This window comes from Pseudomonas sp. DW-iso3, assembly GCF_058725305.1.
In genome coordinates, this window is sequence record NZ_JBZXDZ010000005.1 from 338,773 (window position 1) to 361,172 (window position 22,400).

Annotated in this window: 17 protein-coding genes and 4 tRNA genes; 14 read left to right on the top strand and 7 right to left on the bottom strand. The window is 59.3% G+C overall.

The genetic code is table 11. The annotated features are described in order from the left end of the window. Positions 1 to 225 precede the first annotated feature (225 nt). The 3 genes from AC4PS7_RS16670 to AC4PS7_RS16680 are packed head-to-tail and all read right to left on the bottom strand — an operon-like array spanning position 226 to position 6,008. The gene (locus tag AC4PS7_RS16670; protein WP_021492830.1) at positions 226 to 1,644 is read right to left on the bottom strand and encodes an efflux transporter outer membrane subunit; all 1,419 of its coding nucleotides are present in this window, start codon (positions 1,642 to 1,644) and stop codon (positions 226 to 228) included. After that, positions 1,628 to 2,797 carry an efflux RND transporter periplasmic adaptor subunit gene (locus AC4PS7_RS16675; RefSeq protein WP_010209401.1) on the bottom strand — a complete coding sequence of 390 codons (1,170 nt, stop codon included), beginning with the start codon at positions 2,795 to 2,797 and terminating at the stop codon, positions 1,628 to 1,630. Before AC4PS7_RS16675 ends, AC4PS7_RS16670 begins: the two co-directional genes overlap by 17 nt. Then, complete coding sequence (locus AC4PS7_RS16680; protein WP_010209403.1) at positions 2,787 to 6,008, bottom strand: efflux RND transporter permease subunit; 3,222 nt, start codon at positions 6,006 to 6,008, stop codon at positions 2,787 to 2,789. Before AC4PS7_RS16680 ends, AC4PS7_RS16675 begins: the two co-directional genes overlap by 11 nt. Positions 6,009 to 6,206: 198 nt before the next feature. Between AC4PS7_RS16680 and AC4PS7_RS16685 the strand changes: the two genes are divergently transcribed. Continuing rightward, a complete protein-coding gene (locus tag AC4PS7_RS16685) occupies positions 6,207 to 6,617 on the top strand; it encodes a PA0061/PA0062 family lipoprotein (RefSeq protein ID WP_010209405.1) in 411 nt (136 codons plus the stop codon). Here the strand turns inward: AC4PS7_RS16685 and AC4PS7_RS16690 are convergent. After that, a complete protein-coding gene (locus AC4PS7_RS16690) occupies positions 6,614 to 6,775 on the bottom strand; it encodes a hypothetical protein (protein ID WP_010209406.1) in 162 nt (53 codons plus the stop codon). The genes AC4PS7_RS16685 and AC4PS7_RS16690 overlap by 4 nt on opposite strands. A gap of 285 nt (positions 6,776 to 7,060) precedes the next feature. On the opposite strand from AC4PS7_RS16690, the gene AC4PS7_RS16695 reads away from it, so the two are divergent. Continuing rightward, positions 7,061 to 7,723, top strand: a complete 663-nt coding sequence (locus AC4PS7_RS16695) for a C39 family peptidase (protein WP_031291166.1) — start codon at positions 7,061 to 7,063, stop codon at positions 7,721 to 7,723. A gap of 156 nt (positions 7,724 to 7,879) precedes the next feature. Here the strand turns inward: AC4PS7_RS16695 and pbpG are convergent, their stop codons facing one another. Together pbpG and folD are read right to left on the bottom strand one after the other, a co-directional pair. Then, a complete protein-coding gene (gene pbpG / locus AC4PS7_RS16700) occupies positions 7,880 to 8,803 on the bottom strand; it encodes a D-alanyl-D-alanine endopeptidase (RefSeq protein ID WP_010209408.1) in 924 nt (307 codons plus the stop codon). 207 nt (positions 8,804 to 9,010) lie between these two features. Beyond that, positions 9,011 to 9,865, bottom strand: a complete 855-nt coding sequence (gene folD, locus AC4PS7_RS16705; RefSeq protein WP_010209410.1) for a bifunctional methylenetetrahydrofolate dehydrogenase/methenyltetrahydrofolate cyclohydrolase FolD — start codon at positions 9,863 to 9,865, stop codon at positions 9,011 to 9,013. 279 nt (positions 9,866 to 10,144) lie between these two features. Here folD and AC4PS7_RS16710 point away from each other — a divergent pair. The 11 genes from AC4PS7_RS16710 (at position 10,145) to AC4PS7_RS16760 (ending at position 20,178) form a co-directional block, all read left to right on the top strand. Next, positions 10,145 to 10,221, top strand: a tRNA-Arg gene (locus AC4PS7_RS16710). 32 nt (positions 10,222 to 10,253) lie between these two features. Continuing rightward, positions 10,254 to 10,329 (top strand) — tRNA-His (locus AC4PS7_RS16715). A 56-nt stretch (positions 10,330 to 10,385) separates the two neighbouring features. Further along, positions 10,386 to 10,470, top strand: a tRNA-Leu gene (locus AC4PS7_RS16720). Between the two features lie 77 nt (positions 10,471 to 10,547). Further along, a tRNA-His gene (locus tag AC4PS7_RS16725) sits at positions 10,548 to 10,623 on the top strand. A gap of 401 nt (positions 10,624 to 11,024) precedes the next feature. Further along, on the top strand, positions 11,025 to 12,335 hold the full coding sequence (tig, locus tag AC4PS7_RS16730) for a trigger factor (RefSeq protein WP_010209411.1): 1,311 nt from the start codon (positions 11,025 to 11,027) through the stop codon (positions 12,333 to 12,335). 91 nt (positions 12,336 to 12,426) lie between these two features. Further along, the gene (gene clpP / locus AC4PS7_RS16735; RefSeq protein ID WP_021492827.1) at positions 12,427 to 13,062 is read left to right on the top strand and encodes an ATP-dependent Clp endopeptidase proteolytic subunit ClpP; all 636 of its coding nucleotides are present in this window, start codon (positions 12,427 to 12,429) and stop codon (positions 13,060 to 13,062) included. Between the two features lie 112 nt (positions 13,063 to 13,174). Then, a complete protein-coding gene (gene clpX / locus AC4PS7_RS16740) occupies positions 13,175 to 14,458 on the top strand; it encodes an ATP-dependent Clp protease ATP-binding subunit ClpX (protein WP_010209414.1) in 1,284 nt (427 codons plus the stop codon). Between the two features lie 174 nt (positions 14,459 to 14,632). Further along, positions 14,633 to 17,029 (top strand): endopeptidase La, encoded by a 2,397-nt coding sequence (lon, locus tag AC4PS7_RS16745; protein ID WP_010209415.1) that lies wholly within the window; start codon positions 14,633 to 14,635, stop codon positions 17,027 to 17,029. A gap of 148 nt (positions 17,030 to 17,177) precedes the next feature. Beyond that, positions 17,178 to 17,450: an HU family DNA-binding protein gene (locus AC4PS7_RS16750; protein ID WP_003174819.1), complete on the top strand. Its 273-nt coding sequence runs from the start codon at positions 17,178 to 17,180 to the stop codon at positions 17,448 to 17,450. Between the two features lie 229 nt (positions 17,451 to 17,679). Next, entirely contained in the window at positions 17,680 to 19,554 is a 1,875-nt protein-coding gene (locus AC4PS7_RS16755; RefSeq protein ID WP_042572097.1) for a SurA N-terminal domain-containing protein, read from the top strand. Between the two features lie 99 nt (positions 19,555 to 19,653). Beyond that, positions 19,654 to 20,178, top strand: coding sequence for a GNAT family N-acetyltransferase (locus AC4PS7_RS16760; RefSeq protein ID WP_074900423.1), 525 nt, complete (start codon positions 19,654 to 19,656; stop codon positions 20,176 to 20,178). Here AC4PS7_RS16760 and AC4PS7_RS16765 read toward each other — a convergent pair. Next, positions 20,125 to 21,330: an MFS transporter gene (locus tag AC4PS7_RS16765; protein WP_492179625.1), complete on the bottom strand. Its 1,206-nt coding sequence runs from the start codon at positions 21,328 to 21,330 to the stop codon at positions 20,125 to 20,127. The two genes, AC4PS7_RS16760 and AC4PS7_RS16765, sit on opposite strands and share 54 nt — an antisense overlap. A gap of 119 nt (positions 21,331 to 21,449) precedes the next feature. On the opposite strand from AC4PS7_RS16765, the gene AC4PS7_RS16770 reads away from it, so the two are divergent. Next, entirely contained in the window at positions 21,450 to 22,349 is a 900-nt protein-coding gene (locus AC4PS7_RS16770; RefSeq protein WP_154973357.1) for a LysR family transcriptional regulator, read from the top strand. The last annotated feature ends 51 nt before the right edge of the window (positions 22,350 to 22,400 follow it).

The following is a 22,400-nucleotide window of genomic DNA, read 5'->3' on the forward strand; positions in this document are numbered from 1 at the left end:
TGTTTCGGACTACCACAGCCGTACGCTGTATCGACATGCCAATGGCAGCGATTACACCGCGGTCAGTGTTTATCTTGATAGCCGGCCGCAAGTGAGCGAGTCAACGTTGACTCCTTGATTCCCCACAATCAGGAAAGTGCGAGCTGGCTTGCCTGCGAAAGGGGGCATCAACCCGTTGATTCGGCGACTGGCTCACCGGCATCGCAGGCGAGCCAGCTCCCACATTTAATTCGATGCGTGCCAACCCCCGCCGAGCGCAGTCACCAACCCTACACTGGCTTGCAGTTGCCGTGTCTGCACCGCCTGCAAGGTCCGTTGCGCCTGCAGCGCTGCCGTCTGCGCGGTCACCACGTCCAGGTAGCTCACGGCCCCGGCCTGGTAGCTGTTCATCGCCAGCGATTGAGTGTGCTGTGCCGCATCCGCCGCTGCCTGCTCATCCTGTGCCTCTTGCTGCAAGTCGCGCAGCTGAGCCAGGTTGTCCTCCACTTCGCGCACGGCTTTCAGCACCTGGCTGCGGTAGTGCGCCGATGCCTCTTCAAACTCGGCCTTGGCTTGGCGTTCGTTGGCACTTAGGCGACCGCCATCGAAGATCGGCAAGTTGACCAATGGCCCCAATGCCCAATAGCGATTGCCGGCGGACAGCAGGTTGCCGACCCCTTGCGTCTGCCCGCCAATCAACCCCGTCAGACTGAAATCCGGGTACCACGCCGCCTTGGCCACGCCGATGTTGGCGTTGGCCGCAAACACCCGTCGCTCTGCCGCTGCAATGTCCGGGCGGCGTTGCAGCAGGTGGCTTGGCAATTGCGAGGGTATCCCCGGCAAGGAGATCAATTGCGGGCTCGGCGACAATGAAAAATCACTGGCGGCCACACCCACCAGCTCACCAATCGCATGCTCGGTCAGGTTGCGCTGCCCGCGTATTTCATCCCATTGCGCCTTGGCTTCGGCCAGTTGATTCTGCGCGCGTGTAAGGTCCAGCTCCGAGGCAATCTGGCCTTCATAGCGGCTACGGGTCAGCTGTAGCGCCTGGCGGAAATCATCCAGCGAACGGTCGAGAATACGCGCCTGCGCATCCAGCCCATTGAGCTGCACATACAACGTCGCCAACTGATGCTGAAGGCTCAGGCGTGCCACCGCCAAGTCATCGCCGGATGCCTGCGCCTGGGCATCGCCCGCCGCGACCTGGTTGCGGATTTTGCCCCACAGGTCCAGGTCGTAGCTCAGTGAAAAGCCCGCGGTATTGCTGTTGTACACCGAGGGTTGCGTATCGCCCCTCAGCGGTCGCGAATCCGATTGCCGCTGGCGCAACGGTTGCGCGCTGGCAGTGATCTGCGGGAACAGCCCGGCATGCAGTTGGCTGGCATACGCCTGGGACGCATCGAAATGCGCCAGTGCCGCGGCCAAATCCGGGTTGGCCTTGAGCAGTTGCTGTTGCAGGTCGTTCAGGCGCGAATCGTTGTAGAGCGTCCACCACTCGGGAGCCAGTTGGTCGGACGGTTGCGCGCTGTGCCACGGGCCGTCGCTGGTCTGTTCGCGGTAGCCGGCGGGCAGGTCAACCGCAGGCACCTGGTAGGTTGGGGCCATGGAGCAACCTTGCAATGCCAGCAGCATCAAGGCCGCGAGAGGTTTAAGCCTTGGGCGCATGCGCACCTCCCGAGGCATCGGCCAGTTGCACCGGGTCACCTTCACGCAGGGCGTCGGGCGGGTTGTCGACTACACGATCGACCGGTTTCAGGCCCTGGTCGATCACCAGGCGTTCACCGAGATCCAGGCCGATGTGGATGGTTTGCAGATGCACATGATTGTGCGCGTCAAGCACAGCGACCTGAGTACCTTGGGCGCGAAAAATGAGGGCGCTGGCCGGAATGCTCACGCCATGGGTGTCCGCCGGAATCGGCAGCGTCGCTTCGGCGTAGTCACCGGGCAGCAATTCACCGTTGGGGTTGTCCGCAACGAACTGCGCAAGCAGGGTGCCGGAGCGGCGGTCGATGGCGGTGGAGTCGCCGATCAGGCGCGCCTTGAAGTGCTCGCCGGGATGCTCGGGCACCGTCAGTTCAGCTTCAAGGCCGGGGTGGATGACCGCCGCGTAGTTCTGCGGCACCGGTACGTACAGGCGCAATTGATGGGTGTCGGCAATGTTGAACAATTCCGGGTCACTGTCGGTATCGGCCTTGATCAACTGGCCGATATCGGTGTTGCGTGCGGTGATGGTGCCGGCGAATGGTGCGCGGATGGTTTTGTAGCTTTCCAGTGCGGACAGCCGCGCATAGTCGGCAGCGGCGGCTTCGGCATTGGCCTTCGCGGCTGCAGCGTTGGAGGTTTTCTCATCGGCTTCCTGGCGTGATACCGAGTGGCTGGCGAGCAGGTTTTGCCAGCGCGTGGCGGTGGTTTGCGCCAGGCGTGCGTTGGCCTGTTCCTGAATCAGCCGGGCGTGGGTTTGCGCCATTTGCTGGTCCAGGTCCGGGCTGTCGATTTCGGCCAGGATTTGCCCGGCTTTCACCTGCGTACCTATGTCGGCTTTCCAGTCCTTCAGGTAGCCGCTGACGCGGGCATGGATGGGCGCCTTGCTCCAGGCTTCCAGGTGCGCCGGCAAGCGCAGGGTGTCGCCGGCGGCGTTCTGTTGCGGTTGGAACACGCGCACTTGCGGGATCGCTGCAGTCTCTGTCCAGGCGGTGACCGATTGTTCGTGCAGCGTGCGGGCATGCAGGCCATTGGCGACCAACAGGGCGGCCAGGGTCAGGCCGCCGACACCCATGAGCATCAGACGCTTGCGCGAGGGTTTGTGATCAGACGACATGTGGGGTTTCTCCTGCAACAGCGCGAGTAGGGTGACGCCCGTGGATCAGACTGAAGACCACGGGTACAAACAGCAGGGTGGCGATGGTGGCGAAGATCAACCCACCGATCACAGCCCGGCCAAGGGGGGCGTTTTGTTCCTCGGAAATGGCCAGGGGCAGCATGCCGATGATCATTGCCAGGGCGGTCATGCACACCGGGCGGAAGCGCGTATAACCGGCCTCCATCGCGGCTTTGAGTGCATCGCCGTGTTCGGCCAGGCGTTCACGGCAGAAACTCACCACCAGGATCGAGTTGGCGGTGGCCACCCCCATGCACAGGATGGCGCCGGTCAGTGCCGGCACCGACAGCGAGGTGCCGCTGAGGAACAGCATCCACACGATTCCCGCCAGTGCGGCCGGTAACGCCGTGATGATCACGAACGGATCGGCCCAGGACTGGAAGTTGACCACGATCAGCAGGTAGATCAGCACCACAGCACCGAGCAGGCCGAAGCTCAAGCCACTGAAGGCTTCATGCAGCGCATCGATCTGCCCATGCAGGCTGATCACTGCGCCTTTGGGGCGCATGGCCGCGGTGTCATCCAGTACCTTTTGCACATCGCGGGCCACGCCGCCGAGGTCGCGGCCTTGCACGTTGGCGTACAGGTCCAGGGTCGGTTCGATGTTGTAGTGGGTCACTACCGCGGGGCTTTCCACCCTGGAAATACTTGCCACACCGCCGAGGATCTGCGACTGACCACCCGCGCCGGTCACCGGCAAGGCTTCCAGTGACGGCAAGCTGTCGAGACGGTATTGCGGCGTCGCGGCGACGATTGAATACGACACGCCGTTGGCCGGATTGAGCCAAAAGGTCGGGGCCACTTGGGAGCTGCCGGCCAGGGAGGCGACCATGCTGTTGGTCACGTCACGCTCGGTGATGCCCAGGCCATTGGCGCGCAGGCGGTCGACGTTTACCTGCAGGGACGGATAGCCGGTGGACTGCTGGATTCGCAGGTCGGCAATGCCCGGTACATGTTGCAGTCGTCGCTCCAGTTCCACCGCATAGGCCCGGTTTTCTTCATCGCTGCGCCCGGATATTTTCACGTCCAGCGGGGCCGGGGCGCCGAAGTTGAGGATCTGGCTGCTGATGTCTGCCGGTAGAAACGCGAAGTGGCTGCCGGGGAAACTTTGCGGCAGGGCTTCACGCAGTTTCTTCACGTAGTCGGCGGTGGGCGCGTGGTCTTTTTTCAGCGTGACCTGGATATCGCCGTCCTGCGGGCCGATGGTGCCGCTGCTGCTGTAGGCCATGTCGATGCCGCTGAGCGGGATGCCGATATTGTCGACGATAGTGTCGAGTTCCTCGGCAGGAATCACCTCTCGAATCCGCGCTTCGATACGGTCGAACGCGGCTGCGCTTTCTTCAATGCGCGTGCCCAGCGGCAACCTCACGTGAAGGGCCAGGGCGCCGGCGTCGGTGGCCGGGAAAAAGTCTTGGCCCAGACTGGGTAGCAGCAGGAACGACGCGAGCACGCAGGCGAGGAAACCGACGATAAAGCGCTTGCGATTGCCCAGCGCCAACGTCAATAGGCCATGGTACGTGTCGCGGATATTCGAGAAGTGCCGCTCGAAGCCCTGCTGGAAGTTCAGCACCCCTTGCAGCACGGCATTGCGTTGTTGGGTGTGCTGCTCGCCCTCGTGGTGGTTGATAAATTCATCTTCCGGGTGATGGCCCGCGCCTTGCTCCGGTACATGGGGCTTGAGCAGGAACATCGCCAGGGTCGGCACCAGTGTGCGCGAGAGAATGAACGAGCTGGCCATGGCAAAGATCACCGCCAGGGCCATCGGCCGGAACAGGTAGCCGGCGATGCCTTGCAACAGGAACATCGGCACGAACACGATGCAGATACACAGCAGCGAGACGAACGCCGGTCCGACTATCTGCGCGGCGCCGTCGAGGATCGCGGTCTTCACCGCCTTGCCTTGCTCCAAGTGCCAGTTGATGTTCTCGATGGTCACCGTGGCATCGTCCACCAGGATCCCCACTGCCAACGCCAGTCCGCCGAGGGTCATCACGTTGAGGGTTTGCCCGCTGACCGCCAGCAGCGCGATGGCCGACAGCACTGCCAGGGGAATCGATGCGGCGATAATGATCGTGGAGCGCCAGCTGCCGAGGAACAGCAGGATCATCGCACTGGTCAGCAACGCCGCGATGATACCCTCCTGGGCCACGCTGCCCACGGATTGCTTGACGAACACCGAGGCGTCACCCAGCAACGAGGTCTTCAGCGACGGCGGCAGGGTTTCGTTGATACGCGGCAGCATCTGGCGGATGCCGTCGATAATCGACAGGGTGGAGATGCTGCCGTTTTTCAGTGCCGGCATCAGTACCGCACGGTGACCGTCGACGCGCACGATATTGGTCTGTGGCGGCGAACCATCCCGCACGTGGGCGACTTGGCCGATGGTGATCAGCGCGCCGTCGACGGTCTTGATCGGCAGGTCATTGAGTTCATCAATGGCCTTGGGGCTGTTGTTGAGCAGGATCGTGTATTCGTTGGGGCCGAGTTTGGCGGTGCCCACCGGGATGATCTGGTTCTGCAACGCCAGGGCGTTGCCCACGTCCTGGGCTGACAAGCCTTTGGCAGCCAACGCCTGTGGGTCGAGGTCCAAGGTGATCTGGCGTTGCTTGCCACCCATCGGTGTGGGCATGGCCAGACCGGGCAGGGCGCTCAGGGGCAGGCGAATGTTGTTCTGCACCAAGTCGCGGATCTTTGCTTCCGAGAGGCTGGGGCTGGAGAACGCCATTTGCAGGATTGGCACCGTGGAGGCGCTGTAGTTGAGGATCAGCGGCGGCGTGATGCCTGGCGGCATCTGCTTGAGCACGGTTTGTGACACCGCCGTCACCTGGGCGTTGGCGGTGCGGATATCCACGCCGGGTTGGAAGAAGATCTTGACGATGCCCATGCCGGGCAGGGATTGCGACTCGATGTGTTCGATGTCGTTGACGGTGGTGCTCAGGGAGCGTTCGTAGGTATAGATCACCCGACCGGCCATGGCGTCCGGCGACAGGCCGTTGTACTGCCAGACCACGGCAACCACGGGGATGCCGATGTCCGGGAAAACGTCAGTGGGGGTACGCAGGGCCGCCATCGGCCCGATGATGCAGATGAATATGGCCAACACGATAAACGTGTACGGCTTTTGCAGTGCGGTCTTTACCAGCCCGAGCATGCGTGAAACCTCCGAAAGGAGCAGGATTGCAAACCCCGGCAGTCTCACGCGACCCACCTAACACGCACCTTTCAGTCAGGTGAAGGAACATTTAGGAAGGGGCTGAAGATCGTTTCATATGTATTCATTTGTTCTACACAGGGTGGCTCCTCAAGCTTGTAGCCCACCGGACACATAGTCCTTCTTTGGAGCCCTGCCATGTCACTCAAACCTCTTTTGTTGATCCCCGCCCTCGGTGCTGTGCTGTTGTTGTCGGCGTGCGCCGGCCCGATCCCCAAGGCGGACCCGAGCGAAGCGTGGATCGGTTTGAAAGAAGAAGCCCCCAACGACCTGATGGCTGAGCGCGTGGACGGTCATCGCGTGGATGACGGACGTTTCTTCGAAGTGACGCCGGGAGACCATCGCCTGGATGTAACGCTGTTCGAGGAAGAGCCAGGCGACGACAACCAGCAGGACTGCCAAGGGCGGGTCGAGTACAAGCACTTCAAGGCGGGTGAGCACTACACCCTGGTGGAGTCGAGCCTGGGCACCACCGTGCGCGCATCCTTGATGGATGGTCACGGCAAGGAAGTGGCGGCGACTCAGGACTTCAATTGCATGCCTGGCTAGGCGTGATGCGCTGCCACCTTATGGGGTTTGGCGGGTGCAGCGGGTCTGACCTGGGGGTGATGGTGCCGACGGGTGATGCGCAGCACCCCCCACAACATGGCGCCGGCCACCGCCAGCCAACCGCAGATCAACAGGACAATCGTTGTTGCAAGGCTCATTCGGGCCTCCTTTCGCCCCCTCGGGGCACACACAGTCTTCTCAATGGACAGTCTAGCTACCTGACGGTTGCCTGCTATTGACCAATGGTCGTGTCTGTCCAACTTCTTTGCTATATCCACGACCTTTGTAGGCGCGAGCTTGCGCGTGAAACACGTCAACGGTAAGGCGGGCTATCTGGATTGACCCGGCACCCTCAGGTTTTTCGCGAGCAAGCCCGCGCCTACTTAAACGTGATTGGGCTATGATCAGGCCCCTTACCGGCAGTTGATCAAGAGAGTCGAAAATTGCGGTTACGGTCGAACCTTAAAACATCCTTGTTCCTCGCGTGTGCCCTGGGCCTTGCGGCGTGTTCCTCCACCCCGTCGAGACTGGCGGGCCTGCCGGAGCGTGTCGAGCTCACCGGCGTGCCGACTTTTCGCAGCGAGGCATATCAGGGCGGTCCAACGTCTTTAGCCAGCATGCTGTCGCAACAAGGCATTGTCATGACACCGGGGCTATTGGATAAACCGCTGCATTTGCCGGGCGGCGAAGCGGACCTGGAGCGCAACATGCAGGTGTTGGCGCGTGAGTACGGCCTGATGGTGTATCCGCTGGATGCCAAGCTGACGGCAGTGCTGGCCCAGGTGGCGGCGGGATATCCGGTGATGGCGCGGGTTGGCGGTGGGTTGTGGTCGGATGCGCACTATGTGGTCGTGGTGGGGTTCAACCAGCAAAAAAGCACAGTGTTGCTGCGATCGGGAATGGATCGGCGTCTGTTGATGAGCTTCAGCGACTTTGAGTCCAAATGGAAAAGCGCCGGCAGTTGGGCAATCCTCACCCAGCGCCCGAGCCAGTTGCCAGCCAATGTGGATGCACAACGGTGGCGGGACTCGGCGAATGCGACGGCTCAAGCCGGTCAGGAGCGGGCGGCGGCGCAGGCGCTGAAGGTGTTGGCGGAGAAAAAGTAACAGCCAGCCCCGAGGTGCCAATGTGTGCACCGGAACCTGTGGGAGCCGGGCTTGCCCGCGATGCAGGCACTGGGGTGGTTCAGTTACACCGCGGTGATGCTATCGCAGGCAAGCCAGCTCCCACACAAGCCAGCTCCTGCATTAAGGTGGCTGCGGTTAGCGGCGTACTTCGGCGGCGTTGGGACGATTCTTCAGGTTCTTGTCAGCCTTGTAGCGCAGCGCCACATCCGGCACCGAACCGCTCTTGCCGGTCTCGACCCAATTGCGGATACGGCTGGCATCGGCAAAGTGGGTGAATTTGCCGAAGGCATCCAGGATTACCAGCGACACCGGGCGGTTGCCCATGTTGGTCACCAGCACCAGGCAGTGGCCGGCTTGGTTGGTGAAGCCGGTCTTGGTCAACTTGATGTCCCAGTTGGCGCGGTTGATCAGGTGGTCTGTGTTGGAGAAGCCCAGGGTGTAGTTGGGCTTGCGGAACGACACGGTCTTTTCCTTGGTGGTGCTCAACTGGCTCAGCAACGGGTAGTGACGCGCGGCGGCGAGCAGTTTGCTCAGGTCACGGGCAGTGGACACGTTGTGGATCGACAGGCCAGTGGGCTCGACGTAATGGGTGCTGGTCATGCCCAACGCCTTGGCTTTGGCATTCATCGCCGCGATAAATGCCGGGTAACCACCCGGATAGTGGTGCGCCAGGCTGGCGGCGGCACGGTTTTCCGAGGACATCAGCGCGATCAGCAGCATCTCTTTGCGCGGCATCTCGCTGCCGATCTTCACGCGGGAAAACACACCTTTCATTTCCGGCGTGTCCTTGATGTTGATGTCGATGTATTCATCCATGTTCTGCTTGGCTTCCAATACCACCAGACCAGTCATCAACTTGCTCACCGAGGCGATGGGGACGACCACGTCCGGGTTGCTGGAATAGATGACCTTGTTGGTTTGCAGGTCCACCAGCATGGCGCTGCCGGAAGCGATTTGCAGTTTGGACGTGTCACGCGGGGCCTGGGTGGTTTCGGCGGCGTGCGCAAAGGTGCCTGTGAAAGCAAATAATAGGCTGACGAGAGAAAGACGAATTTTCACGCGGATGAACTCGCTAAAAAGTAAGGAAATACCGTTCGGGAACGGTTTTTTGATAAATGCCGTTACATTTTAGGAGTATGGATCAGAAACTGTCGAATGTTCTTCTAGAACCCGATGAAAGTTCTTAAAAACTAAGAAAAAACAGGATTTATTGCGGGCAATAAAAAGCCCTGCGATAAAGCAGGGCTTTTTCAGTACGGCTGGTTATTAAGCGTGCAGCGTCTCTGCGGCGTACAGAGTGTTTTCCAGCAGGCAAGCGCGCGTCATCGGGCCGACACCACCGGGTACCGGGGTGATCCAGCCAGCGCGGGGCAGGGCGGTGTCGTACACCACGTCGCCCACCAGCTTGCCGTCATCCTGGCGGTTGATGCCCACGTCGATGACGATCGCACCTTCCTTGATCCATTCACCTTTGACCAGTCCGGGCTTGCCGGCGGCAACCACGACCAGGTCGGCGCGGCCGACGTGGCCTGCCAGGTCTTTGGTAAAGCGGTGGGTGACGGTCACGGTGCAGCCGGCCAGCAACAGCTCCATTGCCATCGGGCGGCCGACGATGTTGGAGGCGCCGACCACTACTGCATCGAGGCCATACAGGTCGACACCGGTGCTTTCCAGCAGGGTCATGATGCCTTTTGGTGTGCACGGGCGCAGCAGCGGAATGCGCTGGGCCAGGCGGCCGACGTTATAAGGGTGGAAACCGTCGACGTCTTTGTCGGGCCGAATGCGCTCCAGTAATTTGGAGGCGTCCAAATGCTCGGGCAATGGCAGTTGCAGCAGGATGCCATCGATCTTCGGGTCGTCGTTGAGGCCGTCGATCAGGTCGGTAAGGGCCTGCTGGGTGGTCTCGGAAGGCAAGTCGTAGGCCTTGGAAATAAAGCCGACCTCTTCACAGTCTTTACGCTTGTGCGAGACATAAACCTGAGAGGCAGGATCGCTGCCGACCAGGATCACCGCGAGGCCCGGCGTGCGCAGACCTTGCTGGCTGCGCTCGGTGACTCGTTTGGCGATCTGCTGGCGCAGGCTGGCGGCGATTGATTTGCCGTCGATAAGTTGTGCAGTCATTACGCGTGATTAACCATCGAGAGGGGGAAGAAAAGTGCGCGCATTCTCGCATGCCAGGACGTTAGGGCAAAGGCGCTTGGTCTGCAAATTGCCCTAACCCCTTAAATAAAATGAATTTTTTTCAAAAAAGATTTGACGGGTTTCGAGGGCGTCTATACTATTCGTCGCACTTGTCGGGCACAGCCTAGCACTGGTTAAGAAGGTCGAGCAGAATAACGTGTTGTTCTGTAAGGCTGGAAGCACTTAGTTTGTAATCCTCCAAGAGTACAGATTAATAAGGCGCCCGTAGCTCAGCTGGATAGAGCATCCGCCTTCTAAGCGGATGGTCGCAGGTTCGAGTCCTGCCGGGTGCGCCATTAGGCAGCTTTGGCACAAGTAGCGCTATATGGTGGGCGTAGCTCAGTTGGTAGAGCACGGGATTGTGACTCCCGTTGTCGAGGGTTCGATCCCCTTCGTCCACCCCATATTTTAAAAGGCGCCAGATTAATCGTCTGGCGCCTTTGCTTTAAGAGCTTCAAGCGCGGATGTGGTGGAATTGGTAGACACACTGGATTTAGGTTCCAGCGCCGCGAGGCGTAAGAGTTCGAGTCTCTTCATCCGCACCAAATAAAGCCTGGCCCTGTCGAAACGCAGGGTAGGGCTCAACAAAGAAGTGGTTTGGTTTCTTTGTTAACGCAATATGGTGGGCGTAGCTCAGTTGGTAGAGCACGGGATTGTGACTCCCGTTGTCGAGGGTTCGATCCCCTTCGTCCACCCCATATTCGAAAGGCGCCAGATTTAACAGTCTGGCGCCTTTTTTGGTTTCAGCGGTTCGAAATATCCAGCGGCTGCAGGTAATGAGGCGCGACGGCAGGGCGTTTCGTCGTATTTATGTATCTCGATGATGCTGCGCTGCCTGCCAGCCCTGTTTGCGGGGTTGGCCGTCAGGGAGATGCATGACGACTTCTTCTATATATAGAAGGGGCGGCGCAGAGCCCTGGCGTGATGGGTTGTATTTGTCACCGGGGCGAGGTGCAGCAGTGCCTTCGTACCGATAAATTGCCGGCTGTTTTCGGGCGTATTTCCAGTAGGGTGACTTCTTGAGTTTGACCCACTAGAATGCATGCCCTTGATTGGGGTCGGAAATGGCCGGCTAACGTCTGTGCAACGAGGAATATCCATGCAAGTTTCTGTTGAAAATACTACTGCTATCGAGCGTCGCCTGAGCATCACCGTGCCGGCCGAGCGTATCGAGACTGCGGTCAACAAGCGTCTGCAGCAGACTGCCCAGAAGGCCAAGATCGCTGGTTTCCGTCCAGGCAAAGTGCCAATGAGCGAAATCAAGCGCCGCTTTGGTGCCGATGCGCGCCAGGAAGCTGTAGGTGACGTGATCCAGGCTTCTTTCTATGAAGCCGTTGTTGAGCACAAGCTGAACCCAGCGGGTTCGCCTTCGATCGAACCTAAGTCCCTGGAAGCTGGCAAGGACCTGGAATACGTTGCAACGTTCGAAGTGTTCCCTGAATTTGAAGTGGCCGGTTTCGACGGTATCGAAATCGAGCGTCTGAGCGCCGAAGTGGCTGATTCGGACCTGGACAACATGCTGGAAATCCTGCGCAAGCAGAATACCCGTTTTGAAGTGGCCGACCGTGCTGCCCAGAACGAAGACCAGCTGAACATCGATTTCGTTGGCAAGGTTGACGGCGAAGTATTCGCTGGCGGCTCGGCCAAGGGTACTCAGCTGGTGCTGGGTTCCAACCGCATGATCCCCGGTTTCGAAGACGGCCTGGTTGGCGCCAAGGCCGGCGAAGAGCGCGTTCTGAACCTGACGTTCCCTGCTGACTACCAGAACCTGGACCTGGCTGGCAAAGCCGCCGAGTTCACCGTGACCGTCAACAGCGTTTCCGAGCCTAAGCTGCCAGAGCTGAACGAAGAGTTCTTCGCTCAATTCGGCATCAAGGAAACCGGCATCGAAGGCTTCCGCACCGAAGTTCGCAAGAACATGGAGCGCGAGCTGCGTCAGGCCATCAAGTCCAAGGTCAAGAACCAGGTCATGGACGGTCTGCTGGCCGCCAATGCGATCGAAGTGCCTAAGGCCCTGCTGTCCAACGAAGTGGATCGCCTGCGCGTACAGGCTGTTCAGCAGTTTGGTGGCAACATCAAGCCTGATCAGCTGCCCGCTGAACTGTTCGAAGAGCAAGCCAAGCGCCGCGTCGTGCTGGGCCTGATCGTGGCTGAAGTGGTCAAGCAGTTCGACCTCAAGCCTGACGAAGACCGCGTTCGCGAAATGATCCAGGAAATGGCTTCGGCCTACCAGGAGCCTGAGCAGGTCGTGGCTTGGTACTACAAGAACGATCAGCAGCTGAACGAAGTGCGTTCGGTTGTGCTGGAAGAACAAGTTGTGGATACTGTTCTGCAGAAGGCTAAGGTGACCGATAAAGCGGTCTCTTACGAAGAAGCAGTCAAACCGGCGGAAGCAGCACAAGCCGACTGATTGTCCAACTCGTTGGAAATTCAACCATAAGCCAGCCTCGCGCTGGCTTATGCGTTTTCAAGACATGACTATTTGGGAGTAACTGCAGAGCATGTTCCGTAATTCCTATATTCAGCAGAACTCTGATATCCAGGCCGCTGGCGGCCTGGTCCCGATGGTTGTCGAGCAGTCCGCTCGTGGCGAACGCGCCTACGACATCTACTCGCGCCTGCTTAAGGAGCGAGTGATCTTTCTGGTAGGCCCCGTAGAGGACTACATGGCCAACCTGATCTGTGCGCAGCTGCTGTTCCTTGAAGCGGAAAACCCGGACAAGGACATCCATCTCTACATCAACTCCCCAGGCGGTTCGGTCACCGCAGGCATGTCGATCTACGACACCATGCAGTTCATCAAGCCGAACGTGTCGACCACCTGCATTGGCCAAGCCTGCAGCATGGGCGCATTCCTGCTGACCGCCGGTGCCCAAGGCAAGCGTTTCTGCCTGCCTAACTCGCGCGTGATGATTCACCAGCCACTGGGCGGTTTCCAGGGCCAGGCGTCGGACATCGAAATCCATGCCAAGGAAATCCTGTTTATTCGTGAGCGTCTCAACACGCTGATGGCCAAGCACAGCGGGCGCACCCTGGAAGAAATCGAGCGCGATACCAACCGCGACAACTTCATGAGTGCCGAAGCCGCGCAAGCCTATGGCCTGATCGACGCAGTGATCAATCAGCGCCCCGCTTAATATAAGCCGCTCAAAATAGGGCTGGTCGGCATGTCCGACCACCGGCGGGCTTGAAAAAGCCCGCATAAGCCTTCATCTTGTGTTGCAAGCCTATCGGATTTGGATCGAACGAATGACTGACACCCGCAACGGCGAGGACAACGGCAAGCTGCTCTATTGCTCCTTCTGTGGCAAGAGCCAGCATGAAGTACGCAAATTGATTGCCGGCCCCTCGGTCTTTATCTGCGACGAGTGCGTCGACCTGTGCAATGACATCATCCGTGAGGAGGTGCAGGAAGCCCAGGCCGAAAGCAGCGCGCATAAATTGCCTTCGCCTAAAGAAATCAGCGGCATCCTTGATCAGTACGTGATTGGTCAAGAGCGTGCAAAGAAGGTTCTGGCCGTAGCGGTGTACAACCACTACAAGCGCTTGAACCAGCGTGACAAGAAAGGCGACGAAGTTGAACTCGGCAAGAGCAACATCCTGCTGATCGGTCCTACAGGCTCGGGTAAGACCCTGCTTGCAGAAACCCTCGCTCGCCTGCTGAACGTTCCGTTCACGATCGCCGACGCCACCACCCTCACCGAGGCTGGCTACGTGGGCGAAGATGTCGAGAACATCATTCAGAAGTTGCTGCAGAAGTGCGACTACGACGTAGAGAAAGCCCAGATGGGTATTGTCTACATCGACGAAATCGACAAGATTTCGCGCAAGTCGGACAACCCGTCGATCACCCGGGACGTTTCCGGTGAAGGCGTGCAGCAGGCCCTGTTGAAACTGATCGAAGGCACGGTCGCTTCCGTACCACCACAAGGTGGTCGCAAGCACCCGCAGCAGGAATTCCTTCAGGTCGATACGCGCAACATCCTGTTTATCTGTGGTGGTGCGTTCTCCGGTCTGGAAAAAGTCATCCAGCAGCGTTCGACTCGCGGCGGCATCGGTTTCAGTGCCGAAGTCCGCAGCAAGGAAGAAGGCAAGAAGGTTGGCGAATCCCTGCGTGAGGTCGAGCCCGACGATCTGGTCAAGTTCGGTTTGATCCCGGAGTTCGTGGGTCGTCTGCCGGTCCTGGCCACGTTGGACGAGCTGGATGAGGCTGCTCTGATTCAGATCCTCACCGAGCCGAAAAACGCCTTGACCAAGCAATACGCCAAGCTGTTCGAGATGGAGGGTGTAGACCTTGAGTTCCGTACTGACGCTCTTAAATCGGTGGCCAAGCGGGCACTGGAGCGCAAGACCGGTGCACGTGGCCTGCGTTCGATTCTGGAAGGCGTGTTGCTCGACACCATGTACGAAATCCCCTCGCAGTCCGAGGTGAGTAAAGTGGTGATCGACGAAAGCGTCATAGAAGGTAAGTCCAAGCCACTGTATATCTACGAAAACAGTGAGCCGGCTGCCAAGGCTGCGCCCGACGCGTAAGCGTCTCGCAGTTTCGGTATAAACAAGGGGCCTTCAGGGGCCCCTTTGTTTTTACAACGTTTTTTGCCCCGAAGCGTTTACTGCGTTTAACTGCTGGCAATAAGCTTGTTTTTTTTGCATGCAGCCCCCATCTTGGCTTCAAGCTTATTTTTCATCTGTCATAGAGGCGAAATCATGAAGACCACCATCGAATTGCCTCTCCTGCCGTTGCGTGATGTCGTCGTCTATCCGCACATGGTTATCCCGCTGTTCGTGGGGCGCGAGAAGTCTATCGAAGCCCTCGAGGCCGCGATGACGGGCGACAAGCAGATCCTGCTGTTGGCCCAGAAGAATCCTGCTGATGATGATCCAGGCGAAGACGCCCTGTATCGCGTTGGTACCATTGCTACCGTGCTGCAATTGCTCAAGCTGCCTGATGGCACCGTCAAGGTGCTGGTGGAAGGTGAGCAGCGTGGTGCGGTTGAGCGCTTCATGGAGGTGGATGGCCACCTGCGCGCTGAAGTGGCGCTGATCGACGAAGTCGAGGCCCCTGAGCGCGAGTCAGAAGTGTTTGTACGCAGCCTGCTCTCGCAATTCGAGCAGTATGTGCAGTTGGGCAAGAAAGTCCCGGCTGAAGTCCTGTCGTCCCTCAACAGCATCGATGAGCCAAGCCGCCTGGTCGACACCATGGCGGCGCACATGGCGCTGAAAATCGAGCAGAAGCAAGACATTCTCGAAATCATTGATCTGTCGGCGCGTGTTGAGCACGTGCTGGCGCTGCTGGATGCCGAAATCGACCTGTTGCAGGTCGAGAAGCGCATCCGTGGTCGCGTGAAGAAACAAATGGAGCGCAGCCAGCGCGAGTACTACCTGAATGAGCAGATGAAGGCCATTCAGAAAGAGCTCGGCGACAGCGAGGAAGGCCACAACGAAATCGAAGAGCTGAAAAAGCGCATTGATGCCGCTGGCCTGCCGAAAGATGCCCTGGCCAAAGCCACTGCCGAGCTGAACAAGCTCAAGCAGATGTCGCCGATGTCGGCCGAAGCCACCGTGGTGCGCTCCTATATCGACTGGCTGGTGCAGGTGCCGTGGAAGGCCCAGACCAAGGTGCGTCTGGACCTGGCCCGGGCTGAAGACATTCTCGACGCCGACCATTATGGCCTCGAAGAAGTCAAAGAACGCATCCTCGAATACCTCGCCGTGCAAAAGCGCGTGAAGAAGATTCGTGGTCCGGTGCTGTGCCTGGTCGGGCCGCCTGGCGTGGGTAAAACCTCCTTGGCTGAGTCCATTGCCAACGCCACCAACCGTAAATTCGTGCGCATGGCCCTCGGCGGTGTGCGTGATGAAGCGGAAATCCGTGGTCATCGCCGGACTTACATCGGTTCGATGCCAGGAAGATTGATTCAAAAGATGACGAAAGTCGGCGTGCGCAACCCGCTGTTCCTGCTCGATGAAATCGACAAAATGGGCAGCGACATGCGTGGCGATCCGGCGTCGGCGTTGCTCGAAGTGCTCGACCCCGAGCAGAATCACAACTTCAACGACCATTACCTGGAGGTCGACTACGACCTGTCCGACGTAATGTTCCTGTGCACCTCCAACTCCATGAACATCCCGCCAGCGTTGCTGGACCGGATGGAAGTGATTCGTCTGCCGGGTTACACCGAAGACGAGAAGATCAACATCGCCGTCAAATACCTTGCGCCCAAGCAGATTTCGGCTAACGGCCTGAAGAAAGGCGAGATCGAGTTCGAAGTTGAGACGATCCGTGACATCGTGCGCTACTACACCCGCGAGGCCGGTGTACGGGGCCTGGAGCGCCAGATTGCGAAGATCTGCCGCAAGGCGGTCAAGGAGCATGCACTGGAAAAACGCTTCTCGGTGAAGGTGACGGCCGACTCCCTGGAACACTTCCTGGGCGTGAAGAAATTCCGCTACGGCCTGGCTGAGCAGCAGGATCAGGTAGGGCAGGTGACTGGCCTGGCGTGGACCCAGGTGGGCGGCGAATTGCTGACCATCGAAGCCGCGGTGATCCCAGGCAAAGGCCAGCTGATCAAGACCGGTTCCCTGGGTGACGTGATGGTCGAATCCATCACCGCCGCGCAGACCGTGGTGCGCAGCCGCGCGAAGAGCCTGGGGATCCCCCTGGACTTCCACGAGAAGCACGACACCCACATCCACATGCCGGAAGGGGCGACCCCGAAAGACGGCCCTAGCGCTGGCGTAGGCATGTGCACGGCCCTGGTGTCGGCATTGACTGGCATTCCGGTGCGTGCCGATGTCGCCATGACCGGGGAAATCACCTTGCGCGGCCAGGTATTGGCCATCGGTGGTCTGAAAGAGAAATTGCTTGCCGCACACCGGGGTGGTATCAAGACGGTGATCATTCCTGAAGAGAATGTTCGCGACTTGAAGGAAATTCCTGACAATATCAAGCAGGATCTGCAGATTAAACCCGTTAAATGGATTGACGAGGTCCTGCAAATTGCGCTGCAATACGCGCCGGAGCCCTTGCCGGATGTGGCTCCGGAGATAGTTGCTAAGGACGAAAAACGCGAGTCTGATTCCAAGGAAAGAATTAGCACGCATTAATGTGTTAAAGCCTGGGAGCTTCCTTGACAGCATTTTAGAGCCCTTGTTATAAAGCGGCTCTTAAGTGTCTGTAGGCCATTCAGCACTGGTTTTTGCTTTCATCAAAAAACTTAGAATCATACTCAATAGATATATAAGGGGACTTAGAGTGAACAAGTCGGAACTGATTGATGCTATCGCTGCATCCGCTGATATCCCGAAAGCTGCTGCTGGCCGTGCGCTGGATGCAGTAATCGAATCCGTCACTGGCGCTCTGAAGGCCGGCGACTCCGTGGTACTGGTAGGCTTCGGTACTTTCTCTGTGACTGACCGTCCAGCTCGCACTGGCCGTAACCCACAGACTGGCAAAGCACTGCAAATCGCTGCTGCCAAGAAACCAGGTTTCAAAGCCGGTAAAGCCCTGAAAGAAGCTGTTAACTAAGCTTCGATCCAGCCTTACCTACCCGGGTTGAACGTAGGTTCAACCTGGGAGCGGAGCGGCAGCAGACCCATGTATGCATCGGGTCGCCAAGCCGGGGGGAGAACCAAAGCCCCCGTCCGCTCCGCCAGTTGCGAGAAGGCGCATCCTTGGATGCGCCTTTCTTATATCCGTACTCTACCCACGCTCCACGGTTGCCTATTATTGAAGTTCAACCGTTTCTGGGGGACGCATGCTGCAAAATATCAGGGACAATTCACAAGGCTGGATTGCCAAGACCATTATCGGGATCATCGTCGCATTGATGGCGTTCACCGGTATCGAGGCCATTTTCCAGGCTTCGGGTAACAGTAAGCAGGACGTGGCCAAGGTCAACGGTGAAGAAATCACCCAGACCGAGCTGAGCCAGGCCGTCGACATGCAACGCCGTCAGCTGATGCAACAGCTGGGCAAGGATTTCGATGCCTCCCTGCTGGACGAAAAACTGCTGCGCGAAGCGGCCCTCAAGGGGCTGATCGATCGCAAGCTATTGCTGCAAGGTGCTGCCGACTCCAAGTTTGGCTTCTCTGAAGCTGCACTGGACCAAGTGATCCTGCAGACGCCGGAATTCCAGGTGGACGGCAAGTTCAGCGCCGAGCGCTTTGACCAGGTGATCCGTCAACTGGGCTACAGCCGTATGCAATTCCGTCAGATGCTGACCCAGGAAATGCTGATCGGCCAGGTTCGCGCAGGTATTGCCGGCAGCGGTTTCGTCACCGATTCCGAAGTGCTGGCATTCGCGCGTCTGGAAAAACAGACTCGCGACTTCGCCACCGTCAACATCAAGGCCAACCCTGCCGCGGTGAAACTCACCGACGACGAGGTCAAGGCTTACTACGACCAGCACGCCAAAGAATTCATGACCCCGGACCAGGTGGTCATCGACTACCTGGAACTGAAGAAGTCTTCCTTCTTCGACCAGGTCAGCGTGAAGGACGAAGAGCTGCAGGCGGCCTATCAGAAAGAAACCGCCAACCTCGCTGAACAGCGTCGTGCGGCGCACATCCTGATTGAAGTCAACGACAAGGTCACCGACGCGCAAGCCAAGGCCAAGATCGAAGAAATCCAGGCGCGCCTGGCCAAGGGTGAAAAATTCGAAGCCCTGGCCAAGGAGTTTTCCCAGGATCCTGGTTCGGCCAACACTGGCGGCGACCTCGGTTTTGCTGGCCCTGGCGTCTACGATCCAGACTTCGAAACAGCCTTGTATGCGTTGAACAAGGACCAGGTCTCGGCACCGGTACGCAGCACTTTCGGTTGGCACTTGATCAAGCTGTTGGGCGTTGAGGCACCGCAAGTGCCGACGTTCGCTAGCCTGAAAGACAAGCTGACCAAGGAGCTGAAGACCCAACAGGTTGAGCAGCGTTTTGTTGAAGCGACCAAGCAATTGGAAGATGCGGCGTTCGAAGCTTCCGACCTGGCCCAGCCGGCGTCCGACCTGAAACTGACCGTGCACACCTCCGCGCCGTTTGGCCGTGAAGGTGGCGAAGGTGTTGCGGCCAACCGTGCCGTGGTCACCGCTGCGTTCAGCCCGGAAGTGTTGGATGAAGGTGCCAACAGCACCGCCATCGAACTGGATCCGGAAACCATCATCGTACTGCGTGCCAAAGAGCACCTGAAACCTTCGCAACTGCCGCTGGAAAGCGTCAGTGCGGCGATTCGTACGCAGATGGCCAAGGAGCGCGCCAGCGCGGCTGCCAAGGCTCATGCTGACGAACTCATCGCCAGCCTGCGTGATGGCAAGACTCCACTGAACCAGCCGGTCGACGGCCAGGCATGGAAGGTCACTGAAGCGGCTACCCGTAGCCAGGAAGCGATCGATCCTGCCGTGCTGCAAGCCCTGTTCCGCATGCCCAAGCCTGCGGCCAAGGACAAGCCGACCTTCACCACGGTGACTCTGGCGGATGGTAGCCTGGTGATCGTGCGCTTGAACGGCGTCAATGAAGCCGCTGCCCCAACGGACGAAGAAAAGGCGCAATATCGCCGTTTCCTCGCCTCCCGTGTCGGTCAGCAGGACTTCGCGGCTTACCGCAAGCAGTTGGAAACCAAGGCTGACATCAAGAAGTTCTGATGGCGGTTTGAAAGAGAAGCCCCCGGCCTGAAAAGACCGGGGGTTTTTTTATGTGCGCTAGACTGCGCGTACGTTATCGCCGATCAGGGAGTTTCAAGCGTGTCTATTCATGGAAGAGAGGACTGGATAATCCGTCGCGCCAGCGCAGCGGACGCCCCGGCAGTGCTGCAAGTGTTTGACGAGGTGATTGCCTGGTTTGTAGGGATAGGGAATACCGTCCAATGGGGCACCGAGCCCTGGTCGGCATTGCCCCGGCGAGTGGCGCAAGTCACAGAAGCGTGTGCGATGCCGGATGCGTGGGTGGTCGAGGCTCCCGAGGGGCGGGTCCTGGCGGCACTTGTGCTGGGCGAACCCATGCCTTACGTGCCGCCAGCGTCCGGGCCGGAGGTCTATGTGCGATTGCTGATTGCCGCGCGTGATGCGCGTGCGCGTGGGTTGGGCCGGCATCTGTTGGCCTTCGCCGATGAGCGGGCCCACGCTGCCGGGGTGGGGCGCCTGCGCGTGGATTGCTACGCCGGCGGCACGGGTGACCTGGTGCGTTTTTATGAGGCTTGCGGGTATCAGCGTATTTCAACGTTCGATCTTGAAGGGTGGCCGGGCCAGTTGTTGGGGCGCTGTCTGTAACCCACCGGCCACAGCCAGTAGCATCAGCAATACAACGGCCCAGGCAAATGCGCAGGCCCCCCAGCCCTGAAGTAACACGCCACCTACCAGGCCGCCGCCTGCGATGCCCAGGTTCCAGACGGTCACCAGCATCGATTGCGCGGCATCGGCCGACTCGCCCGCCGATTGGGCCAGTGCCGTTTGCAGCAAGGCAGGTAACCCGCCGAACGCCAGGCCCCATAACGCCACGGCGACGTAGATGACCGCTGGCAGGTTGATCCAGAACGCCAGCGCCAAGGCGATCAGGCCAAACATCGTGCAACTGATCAGCAGCAGTACGCGCAGCCATCGATCAATCAGCACACCGGCCATCCAAATGCTCAACAACGCTGTAAGGCCGAACACCAGCAGCACCTGATCAATGTCGGCAGCAATCCCTGCCGGCACCAGCAGCGGTGCGATGTAGGTGTAGAGAATGTTGTGGGCCAGTACATAGGTGAAGGTCACCCACAGCACCGGACGAATCCCCGGCAAGGTCAGCACTTGATGCAATCCCAGGCGTTTTCCTGCCGGCTCGCCCGCAAAGTCCGGGAGTTGCCAGCGCGCCCATGCCAGTAGCACCAGTGTCAGTCCAGTCATGATCGCAAAGCTCAGGCGCCAGCCAACAGCGGCCCCGAGGAAGGTGCCTGCTGGTACACCCAACGACAGCGCCAGCGGTGCGCCAAGCATTGCCACCGCAATTGCCCGGCCTTGCAGGTGTGGCGCAACCATCCGGCTGGCATAACCGGCCAGCAGCGCCCACAGCAGTCCGGCCCATACACCGGCTAAAAAGCGCGCCACCAGGATCAACCCGTAATGACTGGAAAGGGCGGTCACGCTGTTGACCAAGGCGAAGCCGCCAATGGCTAACAGCAACAAGGGGCGTCGTCGCCAGCCACGGGTCAGCAGCGTCAGTGGAATGGCTGCCAGCAGTGACCCCAGGGCATACACCGTGACCATTTGACCGACTAAAGCGGGTGATACGCCCAGCCCTTCGCCTATTTGCGGCAGGAGCCCGGCGGGCATGGCTTCGGTGAGGATGGTGATAAAACCGGCGCTGGCCAAGGCCAGTAAGCCGCTCAACGGCAAGGTGTCCCGCCGGTCTGTCACTGCGGGGTCGGTAAGGGAGGTCATCGCGCTCTATCCATGCAAAAGGGTAAGCAGGCAGGGTAGGGGGCTGTGGTCAGCGGAAAAACAGGCTAAGGTTCCGGACTTATCGGACTTAAACGTCCGTAATCATCAAGGACCCTTCCATGGACAGTCTGGGCAGTCTTTCCGTATTCGTGCAGGTGGCGGAGACCCGTAGCTTCACCGCCACCGGGCGGGTGCTGGGCGTCTCGTCGTCGGCCGTGGGCAAAAGCATCGCACGGATGGAAGAGCGCCTGGGTGTGCGGTTGTTTCATCGCAGCACCCGCAGCATCACTTTGACCAGCGAAGGCGCGCTGTTCCTTGAGCGTTCGCGGCGCATCCTGGCCGAGGTCGAAGCTGCCGAGCAAGAACTGAGCGACGCCAGCGCAACCCCTCGGGGCAAGTTGCGTATCAGCGTGCCGCAAGTGCGCGGCTTGCTGATGCCGGTCCTCAGCGACTTCATGCGCGCCTACCCGGACATCGAGTTGGATGTGGATTTTTCCGACCGCATGGTGGATGTGATCGAAGAAGGGTTCGACGCGGTGATTCGTACCGGCAAGCCGGAAGATTCGCGGCTGATGGCCCGTCATCTGGGGCATTACCAGTTGGTGCTGGTGGGTACGCCGGGTTATTTTCGCGAATATGGCACCCCGCAACAGCCGCAGCACCTGAGCGACCATGCCTGCCTGCGCCACAAGTTCTGCGCGACCGGCAAGCTGGAGCCCTGGCCTTTGCGGCGAGCACCGGGCGCCCCCGAGTCCATCTTGCGTGGGCCGTTCGTCAGCACCACCATCGAGTCCCTCAACCATGTCGTGCACGAAGGCTTGGGCATTGCTTGCCTGCCGGACTATATGGTCAACCAGGCTGTCGCCGAAGGGCGTCTGCAGAGGGTGCTGGATGATTACCTGGAGCATCGCGGCAGTTTCTGGATGCTCTGGCCATCAAGTCGCCACGCCTCGGCCAAACTGCGCGTGTTTATTGATCATATGTGCGCAGGGCTGTTTCCTACAGGTGGCGTCGTGTAAGGCTGTGACGTTTTACCGACAGGAATGCGCGCGCCAAGGCAGCGTTCTGTT

Coding starts and splice junctions, on each gene's coding strand:
- AC4PS7_RS16670 (WP_021492830.1), bottom strand. CDS start 1,644: ATGCGCCCAAGGCTTAAACCTCTCGCGGCCTTGATGCTGCTGGCATTG.
- AC4PS7_RS16675 (WP_010209401.1), bottom strand. CDS start 2,797: ATGTCGTCTGATCACAAACCCTCGCGCAAGCGTCTGATGCTCATGGGT.
- AC4PS7_RS16680 (WP_010209403.1), bottom strand. CDS start 6,008: ATGCTCGGGCTGGTAAAGACCGCACTGCAAAAGCCGTACACGTTTATC.
- AC4PS7_RS16685 (WP_010209405.1), top strand. CDS start 6,207: ATGTCACTCAAACCTCTTTTGTTGATCCCCGCCCTCGGTGCTGTGCTG.
- AC4PS7_RS16690 (WP_010209406.1), bottom strand. CDS start 6,775: ATGAGCCTTGCAACAACGATTGTCCTGTTGATCTGCGGTTGGCTGGCG.
- folD (WP_010209410.1), bottom strand. CDS start 9,865: ATGACTGCACAACTTATCGACGGCAAATCAATCGCCGCCAGCCTGCGC.
- tig (WP_010209411.1), top strand. CDS start 11,025: ATGCAAGTTTCTGTTGAAAATACTACTGCTATCGAGCGTCGCCTGAGC.
- clpP (WP_021492827.1), top strand. CDS start 12,427: ATGTTCCGTAATTCCTATATTCAGCAGAACTCTGATATCCAGGCCGCT.
- clpX (WP_010209414.1), top strand. CDS start 13,175: ATGACTGACACCCGCAACGGCGAGGACAACGGCAAGCTGCTCTATTGC.
- lon (WP_010209415.1), top strand. CDS start 14,633: ATGAAGACCACCATCGAATTGCCTCTCCTGCCGTTGCGTGATGTCGTC.
- AC4PS7_RS16755 (WP_042572097.1), top strand. CDS start 17,680: ATGCTGCAAAATATCAGGGACAATTCACAAGGCTGGATTGCCAAGACC.
- AC4PS7_RS16765 (WP_492179625.1), bottom strand. CDS start 21,330: ATGACCTCCCTTACCGACCCCGCAGTGACAGACCGGCGGGACACCTTG.
- AC4PS7_RS16770 (WP_154973357.1), top strand. CDS start 21,450: ATGGACAGTCTGGGCAGTCTTTCCGTATTCGTGCAGGTGGCGGAGACC.